Origin of the sequence: Planktotalea sp. (assembly GCF_039984035.1) — a bacterium.
Lineage (GTDB): Bacteria > Pseudomonadota > Alphaproteobacteria > Rhodobacterales > Rhodobacteraceae > Planktotalea.
In genome coordinates, this window is sequence record NZ_JBDWVM010000471.1 from 1 (window position 1) to 12,280 (window position 12,280).

The 12,280-nt window shown below is 54.9% G+C and carries 9 protein-coding genes; 3 read left to right on the forward strand and 6 right to left on the reverse strand.

Features of this window, described 5'->3' with window-relative positions; genetic code table 11:
- Positions 1-1,164 (reverse strand): Tex-like N-terminal domain-containing protein (locus ABJQ89_RS21035; protein ID WP_348498107.1); only part of this gene is annotated, 1,164 nt, incomplete at its 3' end.
- A gap of 75 nt (positions 1,165-1,239) precedes the next feature.
- Entirely contained in the window at positions 1,240-3,150 is a 1,911-nt protein-coding gene (locus tag ABJQ89_RS21040; RefSeq protein WP_348498108.1) for an MFS domain-containing histidine kinase, read from the reverse strand.
- A 105-nt stretch (positions 3,151-3,255) separates the two neighbouring features.
- On the opposite strand from ABJQ89_RS21040, the gene ABJQ89_RS21045 reads away from it, so the two are divergent.
- The 3 genes from ABJQ89_RS21045 to ABJQ89_RS21055 all read left to right on the forward strand — a co-directional run bounded on the left by ABJQ89_RS21045 (position 3,256) and on the right by ABJQ89_RS21055 (position 4,723).
- Positions 3,256-3,912, forward strand: coding sequence for a response regulator transcription factor (locus tag ABJQ89_RS21045; RefSeq protein ID WP_348498109.1), 657 nt, complete (start codon positions 3,256-3,258; stop codon positions 3,910-3,912).
- Between the two features lie 86 nt (positions 3,913-3,998).
- Positions 3,999-4,406 (forward strand): hypothetical protein, encoded by a 408-nt coding sequence (locus ABJQ89_RS21050; protein WP_348498110.1) that lies wholly within the window; start codon positions 3,999-4,001, stop codon positions 4,404-4,406.
- A gap of 50 nt (positions 4,407-4,456) precedes the next feature.
- Positions 4,457-4,723, forward strand: a complete 267-nt coding sequence (locus ABJQ89_RS21055) for a hypothetical protein (protein WP_348498115.1) — start codon at positions 4,457-4,459, stop codon at positions 4,721-4,723.
- A gap of 143 nt (positions 4,724-4,866) precedes the next feature.
- Here the strand turns inward: ABJQ89_RS21055 and ABJQ89_RS21060 are convergent, their stop codons facing one another.
- The 4 genes from ABJQ89_RS21060 to ABJQ89_RS21075 form a co-directional block, all read right to left on the reverse strand.
- On the reverse strand, positions 4,867-8,238 hold the full coding sequence (locus ABJQ89_RS21060) for a calcium-binding protein (protein ID WP_348498111.1): 3,372 nt from the start codon (positions 8,236-8,238) through the stop codon (positions 4,867-4,869).
- A gap of 56 nt (positions 8,239-8,294) precedes the next feature.
- Complete coding sequence (locus ABJQ89_RS21065; protein WP_348498112.1) at positions 8,295-8,426, reverse strand: hypothetical protein; 132 nt, start codon at positions 8,424-8,426, stop codon at positions 8,295-8,297.
- Between the two features lie 29 nt (positions 8,427-8,455).
- On the reverse strand, positions 8,456-12,031 hold the full coding sequence (locus ABJQ89_RS21070) for a hydantoinase B/oxoprolinase family protein (RefSeq protein ID WP_348498113.1): 3,576 nt from the start codon (positions 12,029-12,031) through the stop codon (positions 8,456-8,458).
- Between the two features lie 68 nt (positions 12,032-12,099).
- A partial coding sequence (locus ABJQ89_RS21075; RefSeq protein WP_348498114.1) for a TRAP transporter large permease subunit occupies positions 12,100-12,280 on the reverse strand: 181 nt, incomplete at its 5' end.

Consider the following 12,280-nt stretch of genomic DNA (forward strand, 5'->3'; position numbering starts at 1 on the left):
GCTGGCGGTGCCGTTGCCGACAGCGATCAACGTTACTTTGTGCCGCTGGATCAGTTGCAAAAGCGTTTCTTCCGCGCCGCGCAGATCGTTGCGCGGTTGGAACGGGTAGATCGTCGCCGTATCGAGCAGCTTGCCCGTTTCATCCACAACCGCGACCTTGCAACCCGTACGAATGCCCGGATCAAGGCCCAAGGTCACGCGCGGACCCGCAGGCGCGGCGAGCAGCAAATCACGCAAGTTACGTGCGAAAACCTCAATCGCGGCCGTATGCGCATCGCGGCGCATCTCGGTCATCAGGTCCATGAACATCGACAGCGAAAGCTTCACCTTCCACGCCCAAGTTGCCGCTGCGCGTAGCCAGACATCTCCGGGCGCTTGGCCCGTGATGCCGATCTCTGCCGCAATGATGTTCACCACCCGCTCAACGCCCGTTTCGGGATCAGGGCCGATGTCTAGCGTTACGATCTCTTCCTTACTCGCACGTAAAAGCGCCAAGGCACGGTGTGACGGGATCGCAGACCATTTCTCCGAATGTGCAAAATAATCAGAAAACTTCGCGCCTGCCTCTTCCTTGCCCGGGATCACGCGGGCCATGACCAGCGCCTCTTGATGCATCACGTCGCGCAACCGCCCCAAGAGGCCTGCGTTTTCAGCCAGTTCTTCGATCAGAATGTCACGCGCGCCTGTCAGAGCCGCTTTAGTCGTTTCGATCTCACCCTTAACGTAACTCTGCGCGGTCACCTCGGGATCAGCGCTGCGATCCTCCAAAATGCTGCGCAGCAATGGCTCCAACCCGTTTTCCCGCGCGATCATCGCTTTGGTACGGCGCTTGGGTTTGAAAGGCAGATACAAATCTTCCAAAGTCGATTTCGTTTCCGCCGCATTGATCGAACGCGCCAATGCATCCGTTAGTTTATCCTGCGATTTGATTTCGGCCAAAATGCTCGCGCGGCGCTTTTCTAGATCGCGCAGATATTCCAGACGCTCCGCCAAGCGGCGCAATTGCGCATCATCTAGACCGCCTGTCGCCTCTTTCCGATAGCGGGCAACGAAAGGCACCGTATCACCCGCATCCAGCATCGTGACCGTCGCATTCACTTGTTCAGGACGTGCCCCGATATCAGCGGCAATTGTGCGTGCGATGCGGTCGGAAAAATCAGTCATGAAGCACTCTTTCTAATGTCTTGGACGCCCGTGATAGCGCCTGCCCGAGCAAGGGCCAAGACATGATCGTCGGTTCTAGCCGTAAGCGCTCAAAGACAGCGAAAATACCGTGCCTTTGCCCGGCACCGAACTCACGCTCAAAGGCATGTTATTCGTCGCCGCCAGCTCAAAACAGACCGACAGACCCAAGCCGTGCCCTTGGGATGTGTCGCCCTTGGCATAGGCTTCTTTGAAACCCTCAATTTCCGCCGTGTTCATGCCAGCGCCCGTATCACACACCCATACCGAATGATCTGCGCGGCGCACACCGACCAAGACAGCCCCCGTCTCCGTATATTTCAAAGCGTTCGACACGAGGTTCGAGAGGATACGCATCAGAACAAGGGGCGGTGCACTCGTGTGCAGGGAGGTGTCAACAACGCGCAGCTGAAGGCCCTTAGAAACGGCCGCCTCCTTAAACATCTGCTGCACCGTGCCAAGCGGCACAGAGAGCAAGAAAGTCTCATTAGCGTCTTGCTTTAGCTCTGCTGCCACGTCGTTTTCTTCACCCGTCTCAGGAACGGTCCCATCAACATATGTCTTGGAGAGGTTTTCGAGATAGACAAAAGCCTCTTGCAGCCGGTCGCGAACTGATTGCTCCATATCAAGCGTGATCGCATCGAAGGTTGCGCGCAAAGACATCAACGGTTGTTTTATATCATGCGAGGCCGTCGCCAATTGCCGCTGACGCGCAGCTGCCGTTTCACGTGCGCGGATATAGGCACGTTCGGTTTCAAGAAGCTGGCGGCTTTTCTCGGCTTCAGCCTCGAGCGCGTCAACTCGCTCCTCTATTGCCGCAACATGGCGGCGACGCATGATGATCAAGTTCATGGTCAAATAGCTCATGATCGATAACGCCATGAGCAAAAACGCAAGTTTGAGCGCTGCTCTTGGCGTGAGCCAAGCCACTGCGCCGCCGAGTGTCGTCCAAGCCAGCAACACAAAGAAAGTCGCGATCCCCAGCACGATCAGCGTCCGCAGGCCAATGTTGGGATTGATCTCTGTCGACATGGCAGCGCTCGGGAAAACCGCGCTGATCGAAAGTGAGGCAAGCACCAAAGCGCAGGCGACAAAAAACAGCCATGGCGAAGGCATCCACAGCGTAAGAGACACCAAAGCAAGCGTGACGAGCCCCAATCCCGCTAAGACAAAGCGTGCAAATCTGCGCGTCTTTTGCTGGGCAAAATATGCCCGCGCGACGATCCCAAAACTGATTGTAGCTGTGCCAAATAAAAGCCCAACCGCCATTGGTGCGTGCAAAACCGGTTTGGCAGGATACAACAATCGGAAGAGTACCCCGTCGGAATGGGCGATAAGGGCCAGAAACATCAAGAACATTGTCACATAACCGACGCCTTCCCAACTTTTCATTGCGATTTGGAAACCCAAACCAAACAATAAGCACGAGAGGCTGAACGCATAAAACGCGCTCATCAAAACGCCCCAACCAAAGCTCGCATCGCCCAGCGCATTGGGGCGAAACAGATCGACGGTATAACTTGGCATGACACCCAGTTGGAGATGCGCGAGCAGGGTCACTTCTTCATTCGGGGCGAGGATAAATTCCGCACTTTTGAGCCGGTTCACACTATGCTCTGCCCTGTTGAACGGCTGAAAGGACGAATAATCGATCAAGGTCTCAGTCAAACCATCCTCGCGCACCAGAAAAACGCGAAACCCAACCACAAATGGCGCATCCAGAACGAGCGTGAAGCGATCCCCGGCGCGACCATCAGCAAAGGAGGCATTCTTGAGCGTGGTGCCAAACCATGTCTCGGGTGCGTGATTGATACCGTGCGAAATCGTCTCTTGCTCGGGAACGAACTGACCACTTGTGTAGGCTTCGTAGGCAGGTCCGGGATAGGGGCCAAGCGAGGCCCAATACCTCAAATCAGGATCAAGCTTGATACGTGTCTGATCCGGCGTGATCTCAACCCCTTGCGCCATTGCGGCGCTCACCAGCATAATCAGGGCCGCAAAGGGCACAAAAAAGCTAGTTAATGTCCGTAAAATTATGCGAAACAGAATACGCAATTTAGGGTCCAAAGGTGAATGATGACAGGGCGTGAGCGACACTATGCGATAGTAGCGGATGACCATGCAATAGTGCGCGCAGGAATTCGCGACGCGCTGGAAAAACCAGGCTTGGTGACAGCTGACGGACTGCATGTCATCGACGAAGCCGCAGATGGACTGGCTGCAATCGCATCCGTGCGCCAACATAAACCCGATCTATTGATGCTGGATGTTCAGATGCCTATGGCGGGCGGCGTCGAAACCATGATCGAAGTGCGGCGCTGGTCGCCAGATACGAAGATCGTTGTGCTCACAGGTGTAACGGCTGTTGGGCTTGTCAGCTCCATCGTAGACGCAGGTGTGGATGGGCTTTTCTCAAAGGCTGACGACAATTCCGAGCTTTACGCAAAGCTGCCCGGTATTTTGCAGGGCCAACGCTACATCGCTGTGTCTTTCATGAAAATTCTAGAGGACAGCGCAGAGACCGAAGTCCTTACTGGCCGCGAGCGTCAAATGTTAAATTTGATCCTGTCTGGGCAATCCAACAAAGACATCGCTGAAAATCTTGGGATCAGTGTCAAAACGGTCGATAAACATCGCACCAGCATGATGCAAAAACTGGGTGTGCATTCTGTGCCCCAACTGATGGCCTATGCTCTGCGCGAAGGTTTGATTGATCCGAGCGCGCTCTGAACCTTTGGCGATTGGGGTATTCACCCCATAACCCTCACGCCCCTGCCCCATTAGAGTCGAACGCACACTTGGCACAGGGGCCGTCGTTGCGTTCACTTGTTTTCATCCTAGCACTTTTGCCGAATGCCACTACCGCGAATGATGCTGGTTTTGGCACGCATACGCGCGAGTTGAACAGCATTGATGGAAACCAAGTGCAGATTTCCATGTCAGCAGAAACGTTTCTCAGCGACGCTGTCTTCGTTTCGCTTTGCATCCACGTCCCGAGAACACATAAGGCGGCCAAAGGTATTGCAACGCAGGCCCATCTGGCGCAGTTTGCCTCCCCAGGCGCGCAAGCCTGCCTGCCCGTCGCAGCGACAGCGCAAAACATCATGCTTTTGACAACGACTCGTGACGGTGATCCGCGTCGCTCGATTGGTTTTATGGCTGATCTTACAGGCCAAAGCGGGCAAACACTGAACATTGAATGGACCATTGAGGTTTTGAACTGATGAGGCAACCCAGTGTTACAAGCTTAACTTTTGCACTGTCTCTTTTGACAGTGCAGACAGGCCACGCGTTTGATGCAACACAAACAGAGATCGACGCGTTCATCGCCGCAGATCAGGATAAAAATCTGTCCCTCAGCCGCGCGGAATTCCCAACATTTGTGCGCCACATGGCGCGCGCCGGCCAACCAACTGCGCGCACCATCGTGCGCTTCAAGGCCTTTGGCTATGCGTTTAATATCGCGGATTTGAATGGCGACGGGCGGATCACCCCCGAAGAACTGCGCGCTGCGGACGACAGTTACCGCGCACAAAATTAGTCAAGCGTGCTCTGGCGCGCAAACTGATCTGCGACCATCAAACATCCTTTCTCAAACAGACGTGCAATTTTGGCGGCGCACATTAGACATGAGAAAAGCCGCGGTCCAAAGGCCGCGGCTTTTGATGTTAATGCGCTGTAGGTTTAGACGAAGTCGAAAACATCCGTTGGCAGAAGAACATCAATCTCCATGAAGCCATCCACGGCCTCGACCGCATCGGCGATATGCTCACCGACCAGTGCGATATTGCCTGTCACCTCGGCCAAAGTCTCCATCCAGCCGCTAAACGCGTCTGCGAATTGATGATCCACAACGCTGTCTTCAACCCTGTCCAGCGCAAAGGCGGATAGATCAACAGCGCCAGTGTTGAATGCACCAAACTCGGAGCGCGCAGTAAAGGCGCCAGCGTTAAAAGCTGCGGCGAGATCGTAGTTTTGGCCGGATTCGCCATCCCAGATCATCAATGTCTCAATCGCCTCATCCGCGTCAGACATATTCTTGATCCGCAGATCAGAGCCACCATGTTCGATCACCAAATCTGTGCCGCCATCGACCCAGAAGCGTAGATCACTTGCATCGAGAGAACCCGCATCGCGCAGCTCAACCGTATCGGACCCACCAGCGCCACCTGTGAGCACGTCGAGCACATCTTCAGCGTTCTCAATGAAGCTCGCCGCGCCGCGCAATGCGTCAACACCAGCCTCATCAATCGTGCCATCGTCACCGAAGTTAAAGACGTAGGTGTCCGCGCCCATTCCGCCGATCATATCACCCGCAGAGGACAGGATGTCATCGCCCTCACCGCCAAACATTTGCGTGCCGGAGTAATCAAGCAAGGACCGCAGATCGGCCGTGGCCTCGGAAATACCGTCTGTCACTTCTTGGATCGCATCGCCCGTAGCCTCTATCGCGTCGGCAACAGCGCCTCCAATGGCGTCCATCGCATCTTGAAGCGGGTTCAGATCTTCAATCGTATCGCGCACATCATGGGCAAAATCTATCATGTCAGAGATGGGATCGAAGATATCAGCATCGAGGAAGGCAGACATGTCGAAGTCCGTGAGATCGGGCAGAACAGCAGAGTAGACAAAGTCTGCAAAGGCATCGGCATCAATCATCCAATCTGCGTCATCACCGCCAAAGGCAAAGTTCAGATTTTCGCCAGCGGTCAGCATCAAATCGCTGCCCTCACCGCCCATAGAGAGGTTGAAAGAGCCTCCACCAAGGAAGATATCATCGCCCGCTTCGCCAATCTGAAAGCCCATATCGCCGCCGACATGGAAGACATCATCACCTTCGCCTGCGAATTGCACGTTAAAGGCCGTCGGAAGCTCGTCGATGATTTGATCTTTTAGCGCCTCTGTCAGCTCTGCGTCCTGTTCGGCTTGCGCCTCTTCAGCGGTGTCGCTTTCCGTGGTGTTGTCTGGATCTGTCTTGTCTTCGATCGCGTCGGTGATCAGCTCTTTCAACGTGCTCCAGGTTCCTTCCGCCCAATCGACGGGATCACCCTCGCTCATCATCAAATCACCACCCTCGCCGCCGTGCTGAAAGTTGAGCCCAACCTTGCCGCCAAGCTTCATCGCGAGCATGACGTCGCCGTCATCACCGCCCGATTGCACGCCGATCTGACCAAGGCCAATCATCGTGTCGCTGCCCGCGCCGCCAGATTGCACGTTCGCCTGACCGCCACCGAGCAGCACATCATCACCGTCGCCGCCGACCTGAAAGTTACCGCGACCGCCACCGATCATGACGTCTGTGTCTGAACCGCCAACCTGCAAGTTGCCAAAGCCCCCTGCGAGCATTTTGTTTTGACCGTCCTCTGCCGCAGAGACATCGAGAAATTCCTCAATCCCATCGCGGATCGCGTCAATGTCTATGTCGCCAAGTTCGAAGTCCTCGGGAATAGCGGACCAAACATGCGCACCGAACTGCACGTTCGCGCCTCCCGCGCCAATCATCCAATCATCACCTTCTGCGCCGATCTGAACGTTGGTTAGACCCGCACCGACCAGAATATCTGCATCCTCGCCGCCATGTTGGACGTTCAGCGATCCAACACCGACCAAGAGGTCCTCACCGTCACCGCCGAATTGATAGTTCTGCAAGCCCAGCGCATAGAGATCATCTTCGCCGTCGCCGCCAAATTGCACGTTGGTTGACCCAGCCGCAGCAAGCAAATCATCGCCTTCGCCGCCCCATTGCAGGTTGCCTTGGCCAACGCCGAGCAACACATCGTCGCCCGCGCCGCCCCATTGGCTATTGCCAACCGAGAGCGCGATCATCGTGTCATTGCCTTCTTCACCAGACTGCGCGGTCACGAGGGCTGAAGCCGCTGTCATATGATCATTGCCTTCGCCGCCAAACATCGTGTTCACGCCGCCCGCAGCATTCATGACATCATCGCCTTCGCCACCTAAGAAGGTGTTCACCCCGCCGATCGCTTCCATAAGGTCGTCGCCTTCATCACCGAAAAGCGTGTTTACGCCACCAACAGCCGTTATGTGATCTGCGTCTTCGCCGCCGAACACTGTGTTGACGCCGCCCGAAGCTTCGATGGTGTCGTTGCCCTCCTCACCAAATAACGTGTTAACACCGCCGGTCGCGATAATTTTGTCGTTCCCTGTGCCGCCTTTCGCAGTGTTGACGCCACCTTTCAAAGTAATCGTATCGTTGCCAGAGCCCCCATCAGCCGTGTTCACACCGCCTGTTGCAGAGATTGTATCGTCGCCGCTTTCACCGAATACGGTGTTCACGCCACCCGTCGCCGTGATGTTGTCATTGCCGGAACCACCATAAGCCGTGCTTACGCCGCCGCTTGCTTCAATCGTGTCGTTGCCACTGTCACCATCCATAATGTTGACCGCACCTTTGCCGACGAGCCGATCATCGTCGCTGCCACCGTACATCTTGTTCAGAGCGCCCGTGCCGACCAAATAGTCGTCATCATCGCCGCCGCTCATGTAGTTGTAAGCGCCTTTGCCGGACAGATAGTCATCACCATCTTTTCCGTACATCTTGTTGCTCGCGCCGTAGCCGTAGACCTTGTCTACACCGTTGCCGCCATTTAGATAATTGCTTGCGCCGTACCCATAAAGTTTGTCGTTGTCGTTGCCACCATAGAGAGTGTTTTTCGCTCCATAGCCTTTGAGCGTGTCATTATCATCGCCGCCGCTCAGATAGTTATACGCACCATACCCATAGAGCTTGTCGTGCCCGTCTTGACCATAAAGTTTGTTGGTTGCGCCGTAGCCATAAATCTTGTCCGAACCGGTGCCCCCATAGAGTTTATTGTATACGCCCTTGCCTTTGATCGTATCACTGCCTGAACCGCCATACAGGTAGTTACGCGCAGCCCAGCCTTCGATGTAGTCGCTGCCTGAACCTCCATCGAGGACGTTCTTGTCGACGGAATAGCCGTACATTTTGTCGTTACCCGAACCGCCATTGGCAGAGCTGCTCCAGCCATATTTTTTGATCGTCTCGTGAATGCTTTTCTTTTTGAACAAACCCATTTTGATATCCTCTTCCAAGTAAGTTGTGCGATGTGCACTGTTTCCTTGGCTCAAAATTACAAATGGGATGGGTGCATTGGCATGGGGTCGATCCCCCATTTAAGCGACCAGCGACCAGCGACCACGATTTCGCCGATGGAACGCCCCAACAAGAAATGACCGGACCCGAATATATCCGGTCCGGTCATCTGAAATTTCCACGATTTAGCTGGCAGCTCTATTGTGCACCGAAGCCGCCCCCGCCGGGTGATTTCAACACGAAAACATCACCTGCTTGCATTTCAGCTTCATCATTGCCGCTCAAAGGAACCAACGCCCCATTGGCCCGTTCGATGCTGTTTTCGCCAACCGCACCGGGCGCACCGCCCTTTGCGCCATGTGGCGGCACTTTACGGTGCGATGAAAGCACAGTGACTGTCGCGGGTTCCAGAAAGCGCAAACGCCGCTCAATGCCTTCGCCGCCTTTAAACGCCCCTGCCCCGCCAGAGCCGCTTCGGATCGAAAAGGCATCAACGCGCACAGGAAAGCGGGTTTCCAGAACCTCAGGGTCGGTCATGCGCGTGTTGGTCATATGGCTGTGCACGGCGCTCGTGCCATGAAAGCCATCGCCTGCGCCCGTCCCACCGCAAATGGTTTCGTAGTTTTGATAGACATCATTGCCATAAACGAAATTATTCATCGTGCCCTGACTTCCTGCGATGACACCCAGAGCGCCATAAAGCGTGTCGGCAATCGCCTGACTGACTTCTGTGTTGCCAGAAATAACAGCAGCGGGGGCTGCGGGATTGATCATGCTTCCTTGCGGCACGATCAGATCAAGCGGTTTCAAACATCCTTCATTCATAGGAATGTCCGAACCGACCAAGGTGCGAAACACATAAAGAACAACAGCGCGGCAAATCGACAATGGCGCATTGTAGTTCCATTCATTTTGCGGCGACGTGCCCGTGAAATCGATAGTCGCACGACGCCCTGCTTTATCAACAGTGATCGCCACTTGGATTTGCTCACCACTGTCGAGCGGGTAAGTGAATTCACAATCATGCAGCACATCCAGCACGCGGCGCACGCTTTCTTCGGCATTCGCTTGAACATGACCCATGTAGGCATGAACCGTTTGTGCGCCGAACTGGGCGGTAATGCTCTGAAGCTCTTTTTCGCCGGTTCGGTTGGCCGCGATTTGCGCCGAGAGATCAGCCATGTTTTGATCGATATTGCGGCAGGGATATTTACCAGATCCTAGCAATGCGCGGGTTGCGGCGTCGCGCAATTGCCCTTGCTCAACGAGCAGGAAATTGTCGATCAGTACCCCCTCTTCATCAATCTTGCGACTATCAGGCGGGGCAGAGCCAGGTGTCTTACCGCCAATGTCCGCATGATGACCACGGCTTGCAACGGTATATAAAATGCTCTCTCCCGCGGCATCGAAAACGGGGGTGATCACTGTCACGTCAGGCAGATGCGTTCCGCCATTGAACGGGTTGTTCATCATGAACACGTCGCCGGGGCGTATTTTGTCTGCATTCTGCGCCAGAATGACCCGCACGCTTTCGGACATAGACCCTAAGTGAACGGGCACATGGGGCGCATTGGCCACCAGATCGCCATTGGCATCAAAGATTGCGCAAGAGAAATCATAGCGTTCTTTGATGTTCACAGAATAGGCCGTATTGGCCAGAGTCGCGCCCATTTGATCGGCGATGGACATGAACAGATTGTTGAAAACCTCAAGCATCACAGGATCAACCTTGGTCCCTATGGCCTCTTGACGTGCAAGCGGAACGACCCTGCGCAACACAAGGCCACCGTCTTTGATGCACTCTGCTTGCCAACCCTGCTCCACGATATTGGTGCCTGTAGGTTCGGTCAGGATAGCCGGTCCCTCAATCACGTCACCCAAACGCATTGTTGTGCGATCAATGACGGGCGTGTCAGAGCAAGTGCCGTTTGACCACATCTGCGTTGTGCGGATTTGCGCCGCTGCCGCACTACCCTCTTCAAATGGCATGGCTTCTTCTGTCGCGCCGATGGCTTCCGCAGATAGGATTTCGATTACCAGATCATCGACTTCTGGAACAAACCCAAAGCGCTGCTTGTGCGCGATCTCGAAGGCCGTGCGCATTTCGCCTTCGGTCCCAAACGGAACTTCAAGGGTCTGCTGTGCACCTGATGGACGAATATGCGCCGTTCTAACCAGCGAAATACTTACCGCGTCGATGCCTTGGCTCGCTACCTCTGACTGGGCATCCTGGCACAAGTCAGCCAGAATAGCTCCAGCAGCATCAACCTTTTCAATGCCTTGCCCAAACTGGTTCTCGCGCATGGCGCGCACATCAGCCAGCCCCATGCCAAAGGCCGATAGAACGCCGGCAAACGGATGGATAAAGACGCTTTGCATTCCCAAGACATCCGCAACCAAACAGGCGTGCTGCCCACCTGCGCCACCAAAGCAATTCATTGTATATTTGGTCACGTCATAGCCGCGTTGCACGCTGATTTTCTTGATCGCGTTGGCCATATTTTCGACAGCGATCCGCAGGAAACCCTGCGCGATCTCTTCAACAGAGAGACCATTGCCAATCTCAGCAGCCAGCGCTTCGAATTTCGTGCGCACGGCTGCAACATCAAGCGGTTGATCTGCGTTCGGACCAAAAACGGGGGGAAAGAGATCGGGGTTCAGTTTGCCAAGCAAAACATTGCAATCCGTGACCGTCAGCGGACCGCCACGACGATAGGCCGCAGGACCGGGGTCCGCGCCTGCGCTTTCCGGGCCCACCTGCATGCGGCCATCGCGATAAGTCAGAATTGATCCGCCGCCTGCCGCAACCGTATGGATCGACATCATAGGGGCGCGCATGCGCACACCTGCAACCTCTGTTTCAAAACTGCGTTCAAACTCGCCCGCGTAATGGCAAACATCTGTCGAGGTACCGCCCATGTCAAAGCCGATCAATTTATCGAAGCCATGCTCCGTTGCGGTGCTGACCATCCCGACAACGCCGCCAGCAGGTCCTGACAAAATAGCATCGCGTCCTTCAAAGAGGCTCGCATCGGTGAGGCCACCGTTTGAACGCATGAACATCAACCGCTCACAGCCGCCATTCTGCGCGCCCAAGGCGCTCGCAACTTGATCAACATAGCGACGCAAAATGGGGGACAAATACGCATCGACAACAGCGGTATCGCCACGCGACACCAGTTTGATCAATGGGCTTGCTTCATGACTGAGCGAAACCTGCGCGAAACCGATATCCTTCGCAATTTCGCCAATCTGTTTCTCATGATCCGAAAACCGATAGCTGTGCATCAGTGCCACCGCGACAGAGCGAAATCCCTGTGCATATGCCTGTTTCAACGCCGCACGCACGCTGTCCGTGTTCAAAGAGCAAATCACGTCGCCATCTGCCGCGATGCGCTCTTCCACCTCGATCACCTCATCATAAAGCAGTTCAGGCAGTTCAATATTGAGGTCAAACAGCCGTGGGCGGTTTTGAAAACCGATCCGAAGCAAATCGCGCATGCCCTTGGTGATCAAAAGCAAAGTCCGCTCGCCCTTGCGCTCAAGCAAGGCATTGGTCGCAACTGTCGTGCCCATCTTGACCGCTTTGATCTGACCGGATGGGATTGGCGCATTGGGGGCAAGGCCCAGCAATTCGCGAATGCCATGCACCGCCGCATCTTTGTAAACTTCTGGATTTTCGGACAAAAGTTTATGCGTGCGCAGCGCGCCCTCCGGCGTCTTTGCAACGATGTCAGTAAACGTGCCCCCACGGTCGACCCAAAATTGCCACATGGCACAGCTCCTCTCTTTGCTGGCGTGCCAGCAGTCATTCAGTGTTTAGATTTGAAAGTTTTTCGCTGTTAGTAGAACAACGATGGCAACCAAAGCGCGAGGTTCGGGAAAGCGAGCAAGAGCGCGAGCATCACGAACATGGTAATCACGAAGGGCAATGCCCCCTTGATGACATCAATCATTGGCCCAGACTTTCGAATGCCTTGCACGACATACAGATTGATCCCAATCGGCGGGGTAATCAGTGCT

Excerpts from the sequence above, each read along its gene's own strand:
- ABJQ89_RS21040 (WP_348498108.1), bottom strand. The coding sequence starts at position 3,150 with ATGGCGCAAGGGGTTGAGATCACGCCGGATCAGACACGTATCAAGCTT.
- ABJQ89_RS21045 (WP_348498109.1), top strand. The coding sequence starts at position 3,256 with ATGATGACAGGGCGTGAGCGACACTATGCGATAGTAGCGGATGACCAT.
- ABJQ89_RS21060 (WP_348498111.1), bottom strand. The coding sequence starts at position 8,238 with ATGGGTTTGTTCAAAAAGAAAAGCATTCACGAGACGATCAAAAAATAT.
- ABJQ89_RS21065 (WP_348498112.1), bottom strand. The coding sequence starts at position 8,426 with ATGACCGGACCGGATATATTCGGGTCCGGTCATTTCTTGTTGGGGCGT.
- ABJQ89_RS21070 (WP_348498113.1), bottom strand. The coding sequence starts at position 12,031 with ATGTGGCAATTTTGGGTCGACCGTGGGGGCACGTTTACTGACATCGTT.